Below are 22,246 nucleotides of genomic sequence, written 5' to 3' on the forward strand. Positions count from 1 at the left end.
ACAGCGAGATAAGCTTATTGGTTCGCCTTGCCTGATTCGTTGGATTGTTTGGGTAAATACTTTTTTCTAATACTTGTTTTTGGAGGAAAACCATCTACGGGAGTTTTGATTCCTTTAATGGTAGTTGCAGATATTTTTGCAGTAATTTATTATCATCGTCATACACAATGGCATTATTTAAAAAAGCTGCTGCCAACTATGTTTTTAGGAGTTTTAATAGGTGTGTGGATTGGAAAAGATATTTCTGAAGTACTTTTTAAACAAGTAATGGCTGTTTTTATTTTAGTAGCAGTTGGTATAATGATTTGGATGGAAAAAAAGAAAGCAACAGACATACCAAGTCATTGGGCATTTTCAAGTGGTACAGGACTACTAGCAGGAATTTCTTCAATGATTGGAAATTTAGCAGGATCTTTTTCTGATATTTATTTTTTAGCCATGCGTTTACCAAAAAATGAATTTATAGGAACTGCAGCTTGGCTATTTTTTATTATAAATGTTTTTAAACTAACTTTTCATATTTTTGTTTGGAAAACAGTAAACTTAGAAACTTTAGGCTTAAATTTAATAATGGTCCCTGGAATAATCATTGGTTTTTATACAGGAGTAACCGTTTTAAAAAGAATTAACAATCAGTTATATAGAAAGTTAATTTTTGTTGCAACAGCCATTGGTGCTTTATTAATTCTTTTAAAATAAAATGATGGAAGAACACTTTTTTCAATGTCCATACTGTTGGGAAGAAGTTTCTATTTTATTAGATGCTTCGGTAAAAAACAGTGTTTTTATTGAAGATTGTGAAGTTTGTTGTAATCCGTTAGAATTTACAGTTCAGTTTGAAAATAAACAATTAATAAATTTTACTGTAAATCAATTTCAATAAAAAGTTAATTACTAACTACTTGTTTTAATTGAGTTAAACTCATCATTCCAGATTGACGGAACGTTTGTTTTCCGTTTTTAAAAACCATAAAAGTAGGCACACCTTGTACTTGATATTTTGCAGCTAATTCCTGATTGTTATCTACATTTATTTTTATAATACTTACAGCATCTTTTAATTCGGCTTTTAACTGTTTTAAAATTGGAGCCATATTTTTACACGGTCCGCACCAATCAGCAGTAAAATCAACTAAAACAGGTACTTTTTGATCTATAATTTCGTTAAATGATTTTTTCATTTCAGTAAGCTTTAAACAATACTTAAAGTTACAAAATAATACAAATTAAAATACAATTAAGCGTTAATTTTTAATGTTTTAAAGCGTTTTTTACTTGCTTTTAAATACAACAATAATAATACAGAAAGAAAGCCACATATAGAAAATCCAATAAATAACGGTAGGGCAGTGGTGGCAGTAAATTTACCAATAAAGATGCTAATTGGCACAGCCATCATTGTAGAAATAAAACCAGTAATTGCAGCACCAATACCAGCAATATGTCCAATAGGTTGCATTGCCAAAGCTCTTAAATTTCCAAACAAAAATCCGATTGAAAAAAATTGCAATCCAAAGAATATTAATAAAATATAAATAGGAGGATTGGAAGTATTATAAAAAAGAAAAACATATAATAATGATACACTAAAAAACGTAAATAGTGCTATGGTTACTAATTTTTCCATTCCATATTTTACAACAAGCGTTCCGTTTAAAAAAGTTGCAGTTCCAATAGCAATAGCCAGACCAGCAAAAATATAAGGGAATTCATCCTTCAACAAATATTGTTCTTGAAAAATATATTGCGATGTACTTAAATACACCATAAAAGAACCTGTAATAAAACCAGAAATTACTGTAAAACCAAGGGTGCTTTTAGATTTGTAAATTTCTTTTAAACCATTAACAAAAACAAACCTTGAGAATTTTACACGGTTTTCAATAGCTAGTGTTTCTGGTTGTCTTTTCCAAAACCAAAAGGAGATTAGTACACTGAAAAACAGTTGAATATAAAAAATAGCTTGCCAATTATAATGATTTAATACAAATTGTCCCATAGCTGGCGCTATAATTGGAACTAATATAAAAACGACTGTTATAAACGACATAATTCGCGCCATATAATCTCCACTAAAAGTATCTCTAACCATTGCAATACTTATTGTTCTTGGGGCAGAAAGTCCAATTCCTTGTAAAATTCTACCAAAAACCATCATTTCTATACTTGTTGAAAATATACAAATTAAACTAGCAATTATAAACACACCAAAACCTAAATAAACAATTGGTTTTCGCCCTAAAGTGTCAGATATAGGACCAAATAACAAAGGACCAACACCTAATCCTAAAAATATCATTGTAATTAATAGCTGATGATCCGCAGATTCGTTAGTGCCAATTGAAAATCCTATAAAATTTAATGCAGGCAATAAAGCATCTATTGCCAAAGCAGCGATAGACATTAACGAAGCCATTAAAGCGATAAATTCAAATTGAGAAGGAATCTTTTTTTGCATGGCGCAAATGTACAGAAATTGTATTTGTAACAACGCATTTTTATGATTGTAAAAAGCAATCACTCCATAAGAATTTGTAATTTGCAATCTATAAAAAGTATAGAAATGAAAATAGAATCTCTTAAGAATAGTATTAAAGATGTTGATATTTATATTTTAGATCAAATTTTAAAAGAGCGATATCAACCAGAAACAAAAATATTAGATGCCGGATGTGGTGGTGGTAGAAACTTAATAATCATTTTTTAAAAATGTTTGAAGAATTATTACGTGTATTAAAACCTAATGGAACGTGGTTTATTAGAACAGCTTCTGAATTTGGAATAGAAACCAAGTTGAATTATTAGAAAAAGGTATTTACAAATTACCAGATGGATCTACCAGATTTTTATTAACCAATATTATTTTAGAAGATTTAAGAAATAATAAAGGAATTGGTTTAATAGAGGATGTAAAAACAACTATTGTACATCATAAATGATCTATGGCCACATTGATGATTCAAAAGAACAGATAGTTATTATTATGGGTTTCTAAATATTCTATTTAACATAATGTAAATTATAATACAAATTATGACATATTCGTTTTTATAGCTGTTTAGCCAATTTGATAGTTATAATTGTATATTATGCAAAATATCCCAGAAGCCTTTAGTTTCTATACGATATTCTGTACTTGGGTTAAGATATTTTCAAATATGCGATTCTCCGTAATTAACATTCCAACTAAATTTGTACTATAATTTGCCATTATGCTAAATTGCCGCTACCAAACTCTTTATTGCTTTGTAAAACCAAATTGTTATCACAATTTATTTTACACACAATTTGCAGCCGCTTGCCAACACCATAAAAAAGCAATCCTTTTAGTTTTAAAAATATGTTTAGAATAAAATTGAATATTCTCGTTCAAAAAGTTTTCAGAATGTTTTCGTAAAGTTGGCGCAACAGTTTAAAATTTTCGAAAATAAAAATTTCTAAACACTTGCTTAAATTTAGTTCCAAATAAGCTTTCTTTCATTATGCTTATCTTTTTTTCTTGATGAAAAAAGAAACAAAAAAATCAAGGCTGCATAAAACTTTGGAAACAATTACGGCTTATTCGCTATATTTTAGGAAATATTTGAATTCTTTAGTTTAATTTAAACTAGTTGTAAAATACTAATTGTCAATAATATGTATTACTAAACCCCTAAAATATGTACGCTCACTCGCCTATTGTTTTAACCAAAGTTTTATGAGGCCAAAATTAATTACCTAAAATGTTCTTTTTAGCGGTTTTATAAGAGTTAATTACTTTCTGTTTCATTTTGTTTGGCATATTTAACTCTTTCATTTTTAAGTCAGAAATCATATCTAAATATAATTCTTCATTAGGGCTTCCGTCTCTTGTACGTCTATAGTAATAATAAATTAACTTATATAATGCATAATCTCTTACTGGAGTATTCTTTAATTTTTTTATTAAATTTTTGTAATATTTTGGATAATCTCTTCCTTGAATATCAGCATATAATGCAACCGAAAAGAATGATTCTAAATCACTTTTTGTAAAAGAATTCCCTTTTGAATCAGATTCAATTTTTGATAGGATTACTTTTGCTAATTTAGGTGTTCCTAACCATTTTGACATACCTGATTGAATATGTAATGGTAAATTTACAAGCATTTTTTGTACACTAATATTTGTTGGTAATGTTGGTGGTAGCTTATTATGTTTTAAAATGTAGTCTATAATATGTTCACGATATAAGGCTGTCCATACCAATGTATATTTTATAAGTGAAGAATAAATATCTTTTTTCAATTTTATATCTTCAACTCCTTCAGAATTCCTCAAAACAATTGACATTAAAATTATTAAAGATTCCAAATTTATATTTCCATTTTTTTTAAGAATTTTACCTGGTTCAGTTATTTTAGCTAATCTTCTGTTTCGAAATTCTTCAATCATTTCTTTTGAAGGTCTATTTTCTTTAATTTTAGAAATCTCTGTTTTCTTTGCCGCTGATTCGAACTTATAACTGTGACTATCATCTTCCTTTAATTTTATTATAAAAAATCTATCCCAGATGTTTTCGAGTTGTGGAAATACGTTGTCTGTTTTGCTAAACTCAGATTTAAATCTCTCATAAACAGTATTTAATAATTGTTTGTCGCTTCTAACCAAACCTGTGAAAAAATCAATTTCTGGAATAAACTTGCAATAATTTTCTTCATCCATTACATATGCTTTAAAATCTAGATTAAAATCCATCCTCTTTGCCAAGAAAAAATGAAAAAAACAAGATTGAGCAAATTTTATCCTATTACCTTGATACTTTGTGAAAATTTTTCTTCTTATAAAATATTCTGCAATTTTATCAGGTTCATAATCAAAACCTACTAAAATTAAATATGACTCAATAACTATTAAGTATTCACTATATTTTAAAGAATAATCATCTTCACCAACAACTAACATTTCTTGAGCTATATTTGCTAGCAATTGTAATTTATTTGTAAAATCAAATGAACCTCGATATATGTTATCTTGGTTTAATTTTTCAAGAATAATTTCAATATAAATATCTAAAAGAACTGCATTGTTTATTGGTTTACGATCTGAATGTTCTGTACTCCAAAGAAACAGTGAAACAGACATTGCATTGCTTGGTAAAGAAAATGAGCTAAAGTCGTCTACAATCTTATCTAACCTATCTTCCATTTTTATACCATCTTCAGTTGGAATCCAAAGTTTAATAATTGACTTTATTTCTTTTGATCTTAAATTTTGTATAAAATAACTTTTAAATGGTATTTTACAATATTCAACATATTCAATTGGAGGAACACCTGAAGATATATCTCCATCTCCAGTAGAAATAACTAAAATGTTAGGGTTTGCATCTAAAAAGGCTTCTAATTTTTTTAACCTATCAATGTTATTACCATTATCTTTATAATTTAAATTATCAACAAGCAAAACAATATCATTATTGCTAATTAGCTCCTTTAATTCAAGAGTGTTAAAACTTAAATATTCTTTTAATACAGTTTCAATTTCTTTATTTCCAATTTCCTCTATATTGAAATAAATTGGCAACTTTCTTGTATACTGATATTCATCAACAAACTCCCTAACCAATCTATAAAGCAATACGGTTTTACCACTTTCTTTGTTTCCAAAAAACATTTGATGATAATTAGCTTTTATTATTTGATTAAGATTAATTTCTGGAGCTTCATTTTCATCGGAAAGGGATTTACCTTGTGTTATAGGTGGTAAAATAAATGCTTCTTTAATACACGATACATTTATATCAACCTTAACTCCTATCATGCAATCATTCATTGACTTATAATGATTATCTCTTATATTATCAAGTCCTTTGTTTACAATACCTATGTTTTTCTTTCTTTGTTTATCAGGAATTTCTTGGCAAAATTTTCCATCATCAGTATTTCCAGAATCAGTATCAATTACATAGTCTTTTTTATTATGGTTATATCTAAAATATTGAGCACAAACTTCCTTACCATTTAAGTCAACATCTATTACAGTAAAGCCATTAGAATACCTTCTACTATCATTTCTAATGTCACTCATTCCTGATGGTGCTAAATTCGTGAAAAGTGTACCTGTAAACCCAATACTCATTGAGGTTATAGTTTCATGGGAATCCCCTAATAGTAATAGATTATAATCTTTATGTAAATGGTCTAAAATTAATTTAGCCTCAACTTTTGATAATGTGTCTATTGGATGATGGATTAAAGCAACTTTTAAATCTGTATCTTCAATAAAATTTGTATGTTCAATTAATTGATTTTCTCCAATTATTAGATTTCCTTTATCATTGTTATCATAACATCTCCAGGCAGAATTTAAGCATGCAATTCCTATTTTTAATCCATTATCATTAGTAATTATAAATGAAGATCCGAACATTGTTAATTTATGTGGCACTGTAACTGCACTATAAAGTTTTTTTTCAAAATTCTTAAATGCAATCATTCTTTTCATACCACCAAAATCATTTTTTTCAAGAGCATTTGTAATAAATTCTGAAATACTTTCTAGGCTTGTAAAGTAATTCTTACTCCCTATTTCATCTCTTTTTGAATCTTCGCTTCTGATAATATCATGATTCCCAGGTATAATTAAGAACTTGTCTATTGGAATGTTTAAATTATTAATTATAGGTTTTATAATTTCATTATTAAAGGTTTCAAAAGCCTCTTCTGCAGAATTAAATTCAGCACCACCAACATTAATTAAATCACCTGTAAAAGCTATAAAAGTTATATCTTTTTGTTTATTTAGGTTTTCTAACTTGTTTAATAATGCTTTTTTAATATAATTTTTCCAATCATTTAAATTCTTAGGATTTATATGAAAATCTGAAAGTTGTATTATCCTTACCATAGTTTTTTTTAATTATTAACCAAATATAAATCTATACATTAAATAATGAACTAAATGAGGATCAATTTTTTTAAACATTCATTCCACACACATCACACTTCCCTCCTTTTGTCAGTCAGCCTAATAAGTGTTGCATTAAAATTGTAGAAGTAACTTTTTAGTATAAAACTTTTCAAAATATGAAAAATTAAACTTTGCTTTAAACCAAAGCAAAGTAACATAACGCTAACATTATAATACAAATTATGATGTTTTGGTTTTTATAACTGTTTAACCAATTTGATAGTTATAATTGCATATTATGTTAAATATCCCAGAAGCCTTGTATTTCTAAACGATATTTAGTACTTGGGTCAAGAAAATTTCAAATACACGATTCTAAAGAAAGTTCTCGTTTATTAATTTGTAGCTATAATTTGCCATTATGTTAAATTGCTGCTGCCAAACGCTTTTTTGTTTTGTAAACACAAATAAGCAGCATTCACGAATTCAAATAAAAACAAATAAAAAACACACGAGTAATTTGCAGCCGCTTGCCAACGCCAAAAAAAGCAATACTTTTAGTTTTATAATTACGCTCTGATTAAAATTGAATATTCTCGTTCTAAAAGTTTTCAGAATGTTTTTAGTTTTGTTGGCGCAACAGTTTAAAATTACTGTGCCAGATAATTTCTAAACACTTGCTTAATTCTCGTTTCCAAATAAGCTTTCTATCATTATGCTTATCTTTTTTCCTTGATGAAAAAAGAAACAAAAAAATCAAGTCTGCATATTACTAAACCCCTAAAATATGTACGCTCACTTGCCTATTGTTTTAGCCAAAGTTTTATGAGGCCATACTTTTCGAAATTCTCTAGGGCTTTTTTCTTTTATTTTTTTAAATGTTCTATTAAAATGACTTAAACTTTCAAATCCACAATCAAAAGCAATTTCTTGGATAGACATTTCTGTAGTCATAACTAATTGGCAAGCATGTTCTATTCTGGCTATATTTAAATATGTAATAAATGAAAGTCCAACAGAGTTTTTAAACCACCTGCAAAATGATTGTGAAACCATATTTGTTCTTTCGGCCATTAAATTAACCGTCAACTTTTTATTTAAGTTTTCTAATATATACGTTGTAGTTTTTTCAATTTTGTTTTGATTCTTTTCATTGTCTATACCTTTATTATAAATTTTTGTAGAAAGGGAGTTTTTATTGCTATCAACGTACAATTGATAAATAATTTGTACTAAAGCACTTATTTGCTCGGGACCAGAAATCTTACTAAATTTTTTAATTAATCGAATTAACTTCGGTTTTGGAGCTATAAAGTGTAATCCTTTTTTGGCTTCATTAAATAGGTTTTGAAATTGTTGACATTCAGGAAACTGATTAAAAATTTCAGCAGAAAACTGGACTACAAATGCTTTTTGAACTTCATTCTTAGCGTCTAATACAGAAACCCAAGTATGAGGAAGGTTTGAACCAACTAAAACTAAGTCATTTTCAAAATAAGGTAAAATACTATTTCCTACAAATCGAGTCCCCTGCCCTTTTACAATAAATGTTAATTCAATTTCAGGGTGATGATGCCAATAAGGTTCTAAATATTCCTTTTCAACCTTAAAAAAGTTAAAAGACTTTTTTAATTCTTTTAATCTTATTTTTTCAACAATAGGCTTCATAATAGCATTTATAAACTTTAATACCAATCAAAAATACATTTTTATGTTTAAATATACATAGTATTAGTTAAAATCTAAAAACTTTAATCGTTTTGCTATCTCTAATTTTGTTATAAATGAAAACTATAAATCAATGAAAACCTTAGAGTTATTAGAAAAACACTATTCAATTACACAAGAACAGATTGATTTTTATTGTAAAAACAGATATATAAAGCTGAAAAATGTTTTAGATTCTGATACAATTAAATATTTCAATAGAGTCATTTCTGATAAGGTGGCTGAAATGAATAAAGAAGAAACTCCTTTAGAAGAAAGAAGTACATATGGAAAAGCATTTTTACAATTGTTTAATCTTTGGACACAAGATACATCAATTAAAAGGCTTATTTTTTCTAAACGAATAGCAAAAATTGCCACAGATTTAATGCAAGTTGATGGTGTAAGATTGTACCATGACCAAGCTTTATTTAAAGAAGCAGGTGGAGGAATTACTCCTTGGCATGCCGATCAGCATTATTGGCCTTTAGAAACTGATAAAACGATTACTGCATGGATACCATTACAAAAAACACCGCTTGAAATGGGACCTTTAGAATTTAGTGCTGGAAGCCATAGATTACTAAATGGACGAGATCTTTCTATTAGTGATGAAAGTGAATCTTTAATTAAAAAACGCCTTAAAGTAACTGACTTTAAACATATTATTGAGCCTTTTGATGTTGGTGAAATTAGTTTTCATTCTGGCTGGGTATTTCATCGAGCTGGTGCCAATACTACTAATGATATGCGAAAAGTTATGACTATTATTTATATGGATAAAAATATGAAACTTATAAAGCCTAGTAGTGGCGAACAACAAAATGATCGGAAAACTTGGTGTCCCGGTGTTAAGGTTGGTGAAATTATCAATTCACCATTAAATCCTAAATTATATTAAATGGAAAATATCAACTATTTATATCCATTTTGGGGACATGAGGATTTAAATCCCACAAATTTTTTAAATCTTGCAATTTCTAATGGTTTTAAAGGTATAGAAATTAACATTCCTAATAACCAGGTTTTTGAGAGTGTTTTTTACGAATCACTTAATATCAAACGAGAAGAGAATCCTAATTTTATATGTGGTTTACAACAGGTTTTTGGTGTTAAAAAGGAATCACCAAAAGAATACTTTTATAAAGTTTTGAGCCGTTTAGGAGCTATCGCACACTATAAACCAAACTTTATTAATTCCCATACAGGTAAAGACCAATATTCTTTTTCTGATAATTGCAAAATTATAGATGGCATTGAAGAATTTTCTTTAAAATCTGGAATTCCTGTATATCATGAAATTCATCGAGGTCGTTTCACATTTCATTCGGCAACTACTTTAAAATATTTAGAGGTATTTCCTCATCTAAAATTGGTTGGTGATTTATCCCATTGGTGTGTGGTTTCAGAAAGTATGTTACAAGATCAAGAAGAAATTATTGAAAAGGTAATTCCACATATTCATCATATACATGCACGGGTTGGTTTTGAACAAGCTCCACAAGTAAATAATCCTTTCGCTCCAGAATGGAATGAGCATTTATCCTTTTATTTAAATTGGTGGCAACGGATTATTGATTATCATATTAAAAGTAAGAATATAACTATTACTCCAGAATTTGGGCCTTTCCCATATATGCCTCAAAGTCCATTTGATCAAAAACCATTGGCAAATCAGCAGGAATTGAATAAAACTATGAAAATAACTCTAGAAAAGTATTTAAAATATTAATCATGAATCAAATTTTTAAAATTATTATTTTGTCATTAATTACGCTTAGTTGTTCCGAAAAAAGCAATATTTCAAAAAAAGTAAACATTTCAACAATTCATTTTGGTGATATTCAACCTGATGGATGGATGAAAACTCAAATGGAAAATGACATAACAAATGGTTTTGTAAGTGCGCTGGATTCTTTAGCTCCAGAACTTGTTGTGGAAGATGATATTTATGGTAAAGATCGTTTGACTAAAGAAGTAAAATCTAAAGATGTAGGTGCAATTACTGACGATAACGGTGAATGGGAAGTACAATTTTTATGGTGGAACAGTGAAACACAATCCAATTGGTGGGATGGTTATATTAGAAATGCTATTTTAACTAAAGAACCAAATGCACTTATTAAAGTTAAAGCGTATGTTGATGCTAAACTAAAAACGCAGGACGAAGACGGTTATTTAGGTGTGTATGCTCAGGATTTACGCTATAATCATAAAACTGAAAATGGAGAACTTTGGGCTCAATCATCTTTGCTAAGAGGGTTACTGGCATATTATGAATATTCAAAAGAAATACGTTTATTAAACGCTATTGAAAAAGCGGTGCAACTTACAATGAAGTCCTACCCTATTAACAATTCACAACCTTTTAATATTGAAAAACCATTTGCTGGTGTTGGACATGGATTAACTTTTGTTGATGTATTAAACAGACTTTACGAGTTAACAAATAACAAATCTTATATGGATTATGCTGTTTTCCTTTATCAGGACTACGATAAATATGACTTGTCTGAAGTAGATATTCAAACAAAAAACTTATTAAATCCTGCGTATAAATTTAAAGGCCACGGTGTGCATACTTATGAGCACTTAAGAGCTTTAACAATGGTTGCAACATATACAAAAGAAGCAAATTATATAGTTGCTTTGGAAAAATATTTAGAACGTTTAGAGAAAGTAACAACGCCAAGTGGTGGTCCAATTGGTGATGAATGGATTTTTGAACGAACTGCAGATGCCGATAATACGGGGTATGAATATTGTTCAACACATGAGTTATTAGATTCTTACAGCCTTTTATTGAAAAAAACGAATGTTTCTAAATGGGCAGATAAAATGGAATGGTTACTTTTTAATGCTGCACAAGGAGCAAGAAATCCGGATGGTAAAAGTATTGCTTATTGTAAAACTGATAATTCTTATTTTATGCAAGGTGCTTTTGAAAAGAAAAATATGGGTAAAAACAATCATAACCGCTTTAAATATTCACCTGTTCATAAAGAAGTTGCCGCTTGTTGTGTACCTAATGCCGGGCGCATTTACCCATATTATGTAAATTCTATGTGGGCGAAAAATGATAATGGATTGGTTTTAAATTTATTTGGCCCTTCAGAATTTAACACTTTAGTTAATAAACATAAACTAAAAATTACTCAAAAAACGAACTATCCGTTTGATTTTAAAATTGAATTAAAAATGGACATTGAAAGTCCTGAAAACTTTCAAATAGCAATTCGCAAGCCAACTTGGGCAATATCCTACACATGTTCTTCAAGCGCAGATGAATCAGAAAATGAACAGTATCTTTATTTGCATAAAACCTGGAAAACTGGAGATGTAATTACCATTCAATTTAAAGCTGAACCAAAAGTAAAATTAGATTTATTGGGAGATTCCTTTTTTAGTTATGGTCCATTGGTTTTTGGATTACCAATTGAAGGTAAAGAAGTCATTCAAAAAATATATCCATATAAAGATTTTAAAGATTTAGAATATCACTCTAATGCTTCAAAAGAAACTAAATGGAAAATTGTTGATCCAACTATAATTAAATTAAAAATTAATGAAAATGAACCTTTATGGAATCATTTTAAAATGGGAACAACATTTATAAATTCAAAAAATGAGACTGAATTAAAAGAATTAAAACCGATGGGCAATTTAATATTAAGACAAGTAACTTTTCCAAAATTAGAGAACAATGAAAATTAAGTTTATTTACCTTTTAATAGTGCTTATTGCTTCTTGCAAAGGATCTGAGAAGCAAACTGTTGTTTCGAAAGATTATACACAATATGTAAATACGTTTATAGGAACCGATGGTACAGGTCACACCTTTCCCGGGCCATCAATGCCTTTTGGAATGGTACAACCAGGACCAGATAATAGAGATGAAGGTTGGAGTCATACAAGTGGGTATCAATTTAAAGACAGTCTACTTTTAGGTTTTTCACAAACGCGATTAAACGGAACTGGTATTAGCGAAATGGGAGATATTCTGTTAATGCCATTTAATGAAACTAAAAAAGATTTAAGTAATCGCTATTTTAAAAATACTGAAAAAGCTGAAGTTGGATATTATTCACTTTTGAAAAAAGATTCAGTAAAAGTTGAACTTACGGCTACAAACCGAGTTGCAGTGCATAAATATACATTTCCAACTCAAGAAGCTAAAGTATTAGTAGATCTTCAACACGGACTTCGTTTTATTTTTGAAGAAAATCAAAAAGGATTGGTAATAGAAAGTGATGTTAAAATAGAAAATAACACCACAATTTCAGGCTTCTGCTCTACTTCGAATTGGGTAAAGCGAAAGTATTTTTTTACGCTTACCTTTGATCAGCCTTTCATTAAATCAGAAGAACTTGAAAAAGGAGTATTTGATAAGGCGCCTAAATTTGAATTATCATTTCAATTAAATACCTCCAAAATATTAAAAGTAAAAATTGCATTATCCTCTGTTAGTGTTGATGGAGCAAAACAAAATATGGCTGCTGAAATGCCGCAATGGGATTTTGAAAAAGTAAAACAAGATGCAAAAAATGTTTGGAATGCCTATTTAGGACGTATTGATATTGACGCCCCTTCAAAACAAAAAGAGATATTTTATACTTCTCTATATCGGGTGTTTTTACAACCTTCAAATATGGCTGATGTTGACGGAAAATATAGAGGTGCTGATGATAAAATAGTACAAGCTCCAAATAACGAATATTATTCTACTTTATCTATTTGGGATGTTTATCGCGGTGCTTTTCCTTTATTGGAAATAATTGCTCCGGAAAAAATTGATGGTATCATAAATTCTATGCTAATTCATCAAAAAGCTACTGGTTTTTTACCTATTTGGACAGTTTGGGGACAGGATAATTATTGTATGATTGGTAATCATGCAATTCCAATGATTCTTTCAGCAACCAAAAATGGATTTAAAGGGTTTGATAAAAATGAAGCTTTAAAGGCAATGGTTGAAACATCAACAAACAGCCATCAAATATCAAATTGGGAATTGTATAATAAGTATGGATATTATCCTTTTGATAAGGTTGATAACGAAGCTGTTTCCCGAACATTAGAACACGGTTATGATGATTGGTGTGTTGCTGAAATGGCAAAAGACTTAGGGGATTTAAAAACTTCAGAAATATTTACCAAAAGAAGTAATTATTACAAGAACTTATATGATTCTTCTTCAAAAATGATGAGAGGAATGGATACAAAAGGAAAATGGAGAACACCTTTTGATCCGTTAATAGCTACTTCACCAATGAATAATCCAGGAGATTATACAGAAGCCAATGCCTGGCAATACTTCTGGACTCCTGCACAATATGACATACCTGGAATGAAAAGCCTGTTAGGTGGTGAAGAAGCATTTACAAATCAGTTAAATGATTTCTTTACAATTGAAGCTAAAAATCCAAATAAATTTTTGGGTCAGGAAGCTATGATTGGGCAATACGCACACGGAAATGAACCGAGTCATCACATTGCTTATTTATATGCGTTTTCAAATTCGCCTAAAACCGGACAGAAATATATCTATAAAATTATCAATGAGTTTCATAACAATACACCAGACGGAATGATTGGAAATGATGATTGCGGACAAATGTCAGCTTGGTATGTGCTTTCAAGTTTAGGTTTTTATCCTGTAAACCCTGCAAATAGCGAATTTGTTATAGGAGCGCCTCAATTAAAAGAAGCTACAATTAACCTTAAAGGTGGAATTAAATTTAATATAACAGCCAAAAATATATCTGAGAAAGCTATTTATACAGAAAAAGCTACGTTAAATGATAAAGTCATTAAAAATAAAATCATTACCTATCCTCAAATTATGAAAGGTGGGTTTTTAAAATTTGAAATGACAAAAAACTAATTAACAATAAAGAAATATTTATATAAAAATGAAAAAAATAGTGTTCATAATTTTACTATTTACAATGCTTTCTAAAGCACAAGAAGTAAAAGTATCCTCTGGAAAAGTACAGCGAATTAAAAATTTTAAATCTGAATATGTTGATGCAAGAACTATTGATGTTTGGTTGCCAGATGGCTATTCTTCAAAAGAAAAATACCTTGTTTTATATATGAATGATGGGCAAAGTTTATACGATGCTGAAAGTACTTGGAACAAACAAGCTTGGGAAGTTGATGCTATTTCTGGGGAGTTAATAGTTAGTAAAAGAACTAAAAAATTTATAGTTGTTGGTATTTGGAATAATGGTGAATATAGACACTCAGAATATTTTCCTCAAAAAATAATTCAATCTATTCCAGAAACTACCAGGAAAATTATTGTTGAAGAACAACTAAAAAATAAACCACAGGCGGATAATTATTTGAAATTTATTGTAAAGGAATTAAAACCTTTTATAGACAAAACATACAACATAAAAGAAGGCAGGAAAAATACATTCATTGCTGGTTCAAGTATGGGAGGTTTAATTTCTTTATATGCAATTTGTGAATATCCAGAAGTTTTTGGTGGAGCAGCTTGCCTTTCTACCCATACTCCAATGATATTGAAAGAAATGATGTCAGAAAAAACAGACACTGATGTTGCCTCAAAGTATAGAGATTATTTAAAAACTAACTTGCCAAATCCAAAAAATCACAAAATTTATTTTGATTATGGAAATCAAACTTTAGACAGTTTCTATCAATCTTATCAAGAAAAAATTGACACTATTATGATCGAAAAAGAGTATTCAAGTAAAAATTGGATCACAAAATTCTTCCCAGGAGATGACCATTCAGAGAAATCCTGGAGTCGTAGATTGCATATACCTCTTGAATTTTTATTAAAAAAATAAGCCAATAAAATGAAATCAAAACTGATACTATTTCTATTTTTTTCAATGAACCTATTTTCTCAGAATATTGGAAATGATGCTTTTTACATACATACAGAGAACCTTATAAAAATCTTAGAAACTGCTGGAAATACATTAAGCCATCAAGATAAAAACACAATCCTTAAATTAATTGAAAGTAATGGCGGCAACAAACAAATTGAAGCTATTTTAGATAAGTATGTACTTTTTGATGCCAAAATTTCTTCAAAAGGAGAACTTAAATTAAAACCAGGAATCGCCAAACCTGAATTAATACAAAGCGGTAGGAAATATTTTTTAGTAAAAGTTAATAATATCGCACGAATAACGGATAACATTACCATAGAAAGCCAAGAGGCACAGCGTGTTTATGATGGTGGAGAAAAAATTTATGGTATGGATGTAGATGGTAAAGGTTCTATTATTACCGATGAAGATATTAAAAAGCGATGGTTAGATTTTGGGTTGTTTTCTGGAAACTTAACGCATTCTATTACACCAGACGGAATGATTGGTAATGATGATTGCGGACAAATGTCGGCCTGGTATATACTTTCAAGTTTAGGATTTTATCCGGTAAATCCTGCAAACAGTGAATTTGTTATAGGAGCGCCTCAATTAAAAGAAGCTACAATTAACCTAAAAGGTGGAATTAAATTTAATATAACAGCCAAAAATATATCTGAGAAAGCTATATATACAGAAAAAGCTGCGTTAAATGATAAAGTCATTAAAAATAAAATCATTACCTATCCTCAAATTATGAAAGGTGGGTTTTTAAAATTTGGAATGACAAAAAACTAATTAACAATAAAGAAAAATTTATATAAAAATGAAAAAAATAGTGTTCATAATTTTACTATTTACAATGCTTTCTAAAGCACAAGAAGTAAAAGTATCCTCTGGAAAAGTACAGCGAATTAAAAATTTTAAATCTGAATATGTTGATGCAAGAACTATTGATGAGTACCTCCAATTTCATTTGTTTCAATAAATGTTAAAGTAACTTCTTTTGCATTGGCATCATATGAGTTTTTAACTAACTCAGAAACAGCAGTTTCCTGTCTAGCAACTAATTAGTTACCTAATCTATCAATTACTCCTGCATCGATAGAAAACCTTACATCATTTTCATCAAAAGAAGCAAGTTTTGCTGATAGCTCCGAAATTTTACCAAAATTATCTGGATCATTCAAAAGAACTTGTTTAAGTTCTTCTAGTATTTTATTTTCGTTCATTATTATTAATCTCTTTATTTGAAATGATTAAATCTTTAATGTCAACTTGTAGTAAATTGGAAATTTCATAAAGTATTTCAATGCTTGGCTGTCTTCTGTTTTGAACATAAGAATTAACCATGTTATAGCTCTTACTTAACTTTTCAGCTAACCAAACTTGCTTAATACCTTTTTCTTCAAGTACCTCCTTAATGCGATTCATTATTGCTAGGGATTTAAACAATAAAAATAATATTATTATTTAATTATATATCATAATTTGAGATAAAATTAATGTTTTAGATAGAAATCATTCCACACACATTTTACTTCCCTCCTTTCGTCAGTCAACAAAATAAGTGTTTCATTAACATTGTAGAAGAAACATTTTGGTATAAAACTTTTCACAATATGAAAAGTAACACTTTGCTTTTAGCCAAAGCAAAGTAACATAACGCTAACATTATAATACAAATTATGACGTTTTGGTTTTTATAGCTGTTTAGCCAATTTGATAGTTATAATTCTACATTATGCTAAATATCCCAGAAGCCTTTCGTTTCTATACGATATTCTGTACTTGGGTTAAGAATATTTTAAATATGCGATTCTCGGTGAACTGTATTTAGGAAACCATTTGTAATTATAATTTGCAATTATGTAAAATTGCTGCTGCCAAACTCTTTTTTGTTTTGTAAACACAAATGCGCAGCATTCACGAGTTCAAATAAAAACAAATAAAAAACACACGAGTAATTTGCAGCCGCTTGCCAACACCAAAAAAAGTTTTCTAAATACTTGCTTAAAATTTTGAGCGTATTGATGCAAATAAAAAATTCGATTTGTCTGTTATCATAAATTACCTCAGTTATACAACTCAATTGCTTTTTATAAAATAGAAAAAGGAACTTCAACCTTATATTTAATTTACAGGTAGTATATTTGCCCTAATTATTATAAATACTACACCAATGCCTTTTAAAAAATTACATGCTGATATAAAAGAGAAGTTAGAATATCTTGAAATAATAACACCTACTCCTTTTCAGAGCAAAAGCATTCCTATAATAAAAAGTGGTTCTAATGTTTATTGCACTGCTCCAAAAGATAGTGGAAAAACAACCACGCTAATACTTACTACTTTACAAAAATTAAAATGTGAAGCCGTTGGAAATACACCTAGAGCTATAGTTCTGGTAGAAAATAAGGAAAGAGCCTTAGAATTATATGCTGCTTTTTTAACATATACACGACATAATTCGATACGAGTTTATGTGGGCTATGAGCAGCTTCATATTGATGTACAAAAATCAGAAATCTTTGAAGGTATTGATATTCTTATTTCTACTCCAGTAACAATGAATAAGTTATTCTTAACAAATGGGGTAAGCACCTCTCAATTGACAATATTTAGTATTGACGACGCTGAGTTTTTAGTTCAAAACTTGGCATATAATGCGCTAATGTCAATTACTCAAAGTATTAACAAATGCCAATATGTACTATATTCAGAAAAAAAGCATCCAATACTAGAACGCTTTGAAGCTAATTTTATGGAATACTCAAAAAAAGTTACCATTTAGGAATACCAATATTTAATTACCTATAACAAATGATATCTGTACTTTTCTTATAGATATAATATCTTAAAAAGCTAATAAATAAATGATTATACCTAAATTACATTATATATCTCAAGGAAATTCTCCAAAAGAACACCTAGAAAACATTCAAAAAGCGTGTACTTCTGGTGCCGAATTAGTGCAATTGCATTTAAAAAATATTTCAGAAAAAAAACTTTTAAAGTTAGCTAAAGAAGCCCGAGAAATTACAGCTCATTTTCAAACACGATTACTAATTAATGATTATTATAAAATAGCAAAAGAAGTGAAAGCAGATGGTGTACATTTAGGAAAAACAGACACCTGCCCTACTATTGCCAGAAAATTTTTACACAGCTGGCAACTCATTGGTGGAACAGCAAATACGCTCATTGATTGTCAAAAATTACTTGTTAAAGAAGTAGATTACATTAGTTTAAGTCCTTTTAGACTTTCGAAAAACACTACTAATTTAAGTCCAGTTTTAGGCTTAAACGGTTATACTTTAATTTTAGAAGCCTTAGAAACTGAAACACCTATAATTGGTTTTGGTGGCATAACCACAGAAGATGTTGCCGCTATATTAGAAACTGGTGTTTCTGGAATTGCAGTATCTGAAGCAATAACCAATGATTTTAATACCATAAGAATATTTAACCAATTGCTAAAAGCATCTTCAACTGAAGAACAACGCTATACATTTGAATAAATAAATATTTATTCAAATGTATAATTTAAGAAAGTTAAACTTCTCTCCTTAATACTTCTAACGGTGGACTTTTTAAAACGCTTCTAATATTGCTCAAACCAATTAATAAAACCAATAAGGTAATTCCCGGAAGAAACACTAAAAATGGAACAACAGACGGAATAAATGGCTCCTTAAATAAAAATACTGCTAATAATTGACTACTAATCAGAGACAATAAAATACCAACTAAACTTCCTAAAACTCCTAAATAAATATATTCCAGTGCTGTAATTTGTAAAATTTGTTTACTCTTTGCTCCCAAAGTTCTTAATAATACGCTTTCTTTAATTCGTTGGTATTTGCTATTTCTAACAGAGCCAATTAAAACAATAATTCCTGTAAGTATACTAAAGAAAGCCATAAAATTAATAATCCATGAAATTTTATCTAAAATATCTTCAATTATAGTGTAAACTTGTTGTAAATCTAATACAGAAATATTAGGGAATTTTTGTACTAAATCTCTTTGTAGGCTGGCGGAACTGGTTTCATTTGAAACATTGGTAGTTAACACATTAAATTGCGGTGCATTTTCTAAAACTCCTATTGGAAATACTACCGAAAAATTCAATTGCATACGACCCCAATCTACTTTCCGAATGCTTCCAATAATGGTTTCTATTAAAACGCCTTGCACATTAAAAATTAATTGATCTCCAATTTTTAGGTCAGCATCTCTTGCAATATTATCGGATATTGAAATTGAAATTGGTTTCCCCTGAGCTATTTCCCCAATCCAAGTTCCTTCTACCAATTCTTCTGATTCTAACAATGAATTCCGATACGTTACCCTAAATTCGTGATTCAAAATCCACTGATTCATAGTTGAAGTTGTGTCTTTTCTAATTGCATTCACCAATTCATCTTTAATTTGATGCATTCGCATTGTTACAATAGGAATGTTATCTATTACCTGTAAATCTTTAGAGAGCACTGTATTTATAACAGCATCTTTTTGATTGTTTTGGACATCCATTAAAATGATATTTGCATTGTCTTTATCATTCTCAATCGATGTTTTTGCTAACAGAATATCTTTCGTAAAATATAACGTACTAATTAAAAAAGTACCTAAGCCAATAGCTAAAATAAGTACCATTGTCTGATTGTTTGGGCGAAATAAGTTTAACAAACTTTGTCGTTTTGTAAACCCCCAATTGCTTGGAAAATATTTTTTGATAATATTCATAAAAAGGCTCGAAATCCCAGCCATAATAGCGAAAACTATAAGAATACCAACTGTAAAAGCCAATCCAAATAACGCATCTTTTAGCAACCAAAATGAAAATAAAAAGATAAAAAGTATAATTGCTGCTAACGTTAAAAGTCTTGCTTTTCTTGGTTTCACTAAGTTTTCATCTGTACCTCTCAAAACTTCTAATGGAGAAACATACCAAGTTCCTAATAATGGTAGCAAAGCAAATAGTATAGACATTAAAATACCCAAGGTTATTCCCATTATTAATGGCTGTGCGGTTATTGAAATTTGAACATCAAAAGGTAAAAATTCTTGTAAAAAATAAGGAAAGGCATATTGCAAACCAATACCAATAACTGAACCTAAAATACCTCCAACAAAGCCAATACCAACTACTTGCAATAAATAAATTATAAAAGATTGTTTTCTTGTAGCTCCTAAACACTTTAAAACTGCTACATTTTTAAGCTTTTCCTTTATATAAATATGAACAGAACTTGCAATTCCTATACAACCTAATAAAAGTGCAATAAATGCAGCTAAATTTAAAAATCTACTTACGTTATCATATCTTCTGCCTAAGCGTTCACTAGTACTATTATGTGTGTCTAAATCAGCATTTTCATCATCTAAAATAGGGTCTAATTTCTTATCTAATAACTCCAAATCCATTTTGGGTGGCGCTATAAAAAAGTATTGGTATTCTTTTCTACTTCCTAATTGCAACAATTCTGTTTCATCTATAAAACGAAAAGGAATCAATACAGTTGGTGCAACTGATGTTGAAATAGCAGTGCTGCCAGGAATGGATTTTAAGGCTCCAATTATAGGAAAACTGAGTTTTCCCAATTTTATAGAATCTCCCGATTTTAAATTAAATTGAAGCATTAAAGTAGCATCTACTAACGCCCCTCCTTTTGCTTGATATTCTTTTGCCGCTTCAACAGGTTCGGTATCTATAGTTCCATAAAAAGGGAAATTACCTTCTATAGCGCGTACTTTTACCAATTTTGTTCCTTCATTTTTTGGAAATGCCGCCATAGAAACAAAATTAACTTCAGAAGCTGCTACATTTAAAGAATCGATTATTGCTTGTACTTTTTGATTTGGAAGCTGTCTGCTGCCGATAATAAAATCAGCACCCATTAAGGCTTTACTCTGATTTTTTATATTTTGTTTTAAATTTTCGCTAAACAACTGAATAGAAACTACAGCAGCAATTCCCAGAATAATAGATGCCATAAAAAGCATTAATCTAGAAAGGCTTGCTTTTCCATCGCGCCAAGCCATTTTAAAAAGCCATTGCACTAAAGTTTTTGAAGGTAGATGACTCATTAAACTGCAACTGTTTTTTCGTTCGACATTATTTTCCCTCCTTTTAATCGCAATATTTGTTGTGTTCTATTGGCTAAATCTAAATCGTGGGTAATAATAACTAAGGTAGTTCCTGCTTCTTTATTTAATTGAAACAGCAGTTGAATTACCTTTTCTCCAGTCTCTTCATCTAAATTTCCAGTAGGTTCATCGGCAAATAAAATACTTGGTTTGTTTGAAAAAGCTCTTGCTAAAGCTACGCGTTGTTGCTCTCCACCAGATAATTGCGACGGATAATGATGAGAACGATCTGCCAATCCTACTTTTTGTAATAATTCCATTCCTACCTTATTGGCATTTTTATCACCTTGCAACTCTAAAGGTACAATTACATTTTCTAAAGCAGTTAGCGTAGGAAGTAATTGAAAATTCTGAAAAATAAAACCCACTTCTTTATTCCGTAATTGCGCGCGTTCATCTTCATTTAGGTTTTCTAAATTGCTACCGCATAGTTCTATATTTCCAGAACTTGGGTAATCTAATCCAGCGCACAAACCTAGTAAAGTGGTTTTTCCACTTCCTGAAGGACCAACAATAGAAAAAATACTTCCCTTTTCAACTTCAAAAGAAATATTGGATAATACTGTTAATTTTTTTGAACCACTTGTATAAGTTTTCTCTAGTTCATGAATCTTTAATATATTTGTCATTGTACTCATTTAAAAAATAGCTACTTATTTATGCT

Annotated in this window: 20 protein-coding genes; 12 read left to right on the top strand and 8 right to left on the bottom strand. The window is 29.4% G+C overall.

Translation table 11 applies throughout. The features are described from left to right. Positions 1-27 precede the first annotated feature (27 nt). Complete coding sequence (locus JEY78_RS15450) at positions 28-699, top strand: sulfite exporter TauE/SafE family protein (protein ID WP_291853507.1); 672 nt, start codon at positions 28-30, stop codon at positions 697-699. A gap of 4 nt (positions 700-703) precedes the next feature. Beyond that, positions 704-883: a CPXCG motif-containing cysteine-rich protein gene (locus JEY78_RS15455; RefSeq protein ID WP_291853596.1), complete on the top strand. Its 180-nt coding sequence runs from the start codon at positions 704-706 to the stop codon at positions 881-883. Positions 884-887: 4 nt separating this feature from the next. On the opposite strand, the gene trxA is transcribed toward JEY78_RS15455, so the two are convergent. After that, positions 888-1,181 (bottom strand): thioredoxin, encoded by a 294-nt coding sequence (gene trxA / locus JEY78_RS15460; protein WP_291853510.1) that lies wholly within the window; start codon positions 1,179-1,181, stop codon positions 888-890. 56 nt (positions 1,182-1,237) lie between these two features. Then, entirely contained in the window at positions 1,238-2,458 is a 1,221-nt protein-coding gene (locus tag JEY78_RS15465) for a multidrug effflux MFS transporter (RefSeq protein WP_291853599.1), read from the bottom strand. Positions 2,459-2,563: 105 nt separating this feature from the next. Here JEY78_RS15465 and JEY78_RS15470 point away from each other — a divergent pair, with 105 nt between their 5' ends. Further along, positions 2,564-2,707 carry a hypothetical protein gene (locus JEY78_RS15470; RefSeq protein WP_291853514.1) on the top strand — a complete coding sequence of 48 codons (144 nt, stop codon included), beginning with the start codon at positions 2,564-2,566 and terminating at the stop codon, positions 2,705-2,707. 1,002 nt (positions 2,708-3,709) lie between these two features. On the opposite strand, the gene JEY78_RS15475 is transcribed toward JEY78_RS15470, so the two are convergent. After that, positions 3,710-6,868 carry a metallophosphoesterase gene (locus JEY78_RS15475; RefSeq protein WP_291853517.1) on the bottom strand — a complete coding sequence of 1,053 codons (3,159 nt, stop codon included), beginning with the start codon at positions 6,866-6,868 and terminating at the stop codon, positions 3,710-3,712. A gap of 798 nt (positions 6,869-7,666) precedes the next feature. Then, positions 7,667-8,539, bottom strand: coding sequence for an AraC family transcriptional regulator (locus JEY78_RS15480; protein WP_291853520.1), 873 nt, complete (start codon positions 8,537-8,539; stop codon positions 7,667-7,669). Positions 8,540-8,672: 133 nt separating this feature from the next. On the opposite strand from JEY78_RS15480, the gene JEY78_RS15485 reads away from it, so the two are divergent. From JEY78_RS15485 to JEY78_RS15515, 7 genes are read left to right on the top strand one after another with little or no spacing between them, the layout of a single operon-like run. Next, the gene (locus JEY78_RS15485; RefSeq protein WP_291853523.1) at positions 8,673-9,479 is read left to right on the top strand and encodes a phytanoyl-CoA dioxygenase family protein; all 807 of its coding nucleotides are present in this window, start codon (positions 8,673-8,675) and stop codon (positions 9,477-9,479) included. Further along, positions 9,480-10,310, top strand: a complete 831-nt coding sequence (locus tag JEY78_RS15490) for a sugar phosphate isomerase/epimerase (RefSeq protein WP_291853526.1) — start codon at positions 9,480-9,482, stop codon at positions 10,308-10,310. 2 nt (positions 10,311-10,312) lie between these two features. Further along, on the top strand, positions 10,313-12,292 hold the full coding sequence (locus JEY78_RS15495) for a beta-L-arabinofuranosidase domain-containing protein (protein ID WP_291853529.1): 1,980 nt from the start codon (positions 10,313-10,315) through the stop codon (positions 12,290-12,292). After that, a complete protein-coding gene (locus JEY78_RS15500; RefSeq protein WP_291853531.1) occupies positions 12,282-14,462 on the top strand; it encodes a GH92 family glycosyl hydrolase in 2,181 nt (726 codons plus the stop codon). The genes JEY78_RS15495 and JEY78_RS15500 overlap by 11 nt, the downstream gene beginning before the upstream one ends. A 28-nt stretch (positions 14,463-14,490) precedes the next feature. After that, on the top strand, positions 14,491-15,399 hold the full coding sequence (locus JEY78_RS15505) for an alpha/beta hydrolase-fold protein (RefSeq protein ID WP_291853534.1): 909 nt from the start codon (positions 14,491-14,493) through the stop codon (positions 15,397-15,399). A 9-nt stretch (positions 15,400-15,408) separates the two neighbouring features. After that, positions 15,409-16,224: a glycoside hydrolase domain-containing protein gene (locus JEY78_RS15510; RefSeq protein ID WP_291853537.1), complete on the top strand. Its 816-nt coding sequence runs from the start codon at positions 15,409-15,411 to the stop codon at positions 16,222-16,224. Positions 16,225-16,252: 28 nt separating this feature from the next. Beyond that, positions 16,253-16,414 (top strand): hypothetical protein, encoded by a 162-nt coding sequence (locus JEY78_RS15515; protein ID WP_291853540.1) that lies wholly within the window; start codon positions 16,253-16,255, stop codon positions 16,412-16,414. A gap of 82 nt (positions 16,415-16,496) precedes the next feature. On the opposite strand, the gene JEY78_RS15520 is transcribed toward JEY78_RS15515, so the two are convergent. Then, entirely contained in the window at positions 16,497-16,658 is a 162-nt protein-coding gene (locus JEY78_RS15520; RefSeq protein ID WP_291853543.1) for a hypothetical protein, read from the bottom strand. Next, complete coding sequence (locus tag JEY78_RS15525) at positions 16,645-16,860, bottom strand: helix-turn-helix transcriptional regulator (RefSeq protein ID WP_291853546.1); 216 nt, start codon at positions 16,858-16,860, stop codon at positions 16,645-16,647. The genes JEY78_RS15520 and JEY78_RS15525 overlap by 14 nt, the downstream gene beginning before the upstream one ends. Positions 16,861-17,608: 748 nt before the next feature. Between JEY78_RS15525 and JEY78_RS15530 the strand changes: the two genes are divergently transcribed. Together JEY78_RS15530 and JEY78_RS15535 are read left to right on the top strand one after the other, a co-directional pair. After that, positions 17,609-18,220: a DEAD/DEAH box helicase gene (locus tag JEY78_RS15530; RefSeq protein WP_291853548.1), complete on the top strand. Its 612-nt coding sequence runs from the start codon at positions 17,609-17,611 to the stop codon at positions 18,218-18,220. A gap of 82 nt (positions 18,221-18,302) precedes the next feature. Continuing rightward, entirely contained in the window at positions 18,303-18,947 is a 645-nt protein-coding gene (locus JEY78_RS15535; protein ID WP_291853551.1) for a thiamine phosphate synthase, read from the top strand. 34 nt (positions 18,948-18,981) lie between these two features. Here JEY78_RS15535 and JEY78_RS15540 read toward each other — a convergent pair whose 3' ends face one another. Beyond that, a complete protein-coding gene (locus JEY78_RS15540) occupies positions 18,982-21,477 on the bottom strand; it encodes an FtsX-like permease family protein (protein WP_291853602.1) in 2,496 nt (831 codons plus the stop codon). Positions 21,478-21,521: 44 nt separating this feature from the next. Beyond that, the gene (locus JEY78_RS15545; RefSeq protein ID WP_291853554.1) at positions 21,522-22,211 is read right to left on the bottom strand and encodes an ABC transporter ATP-binding protein; all 690 of its coding nucleotides are present in this window, start codon (positions 22,209-22,211) and stop codon (positions 21,522-21,524) included. Positions 22,212-22,246 lie beyond the last annotated feature (35 nt).

This window comes from Lutibacter sp. (assembly GCF_016342705.1).
Classification (GTDB): Bacteria; Bacteroidota; Bacteroidia; order Flavobacteriales; family Flavobacteriaceae; genus Lutibacter.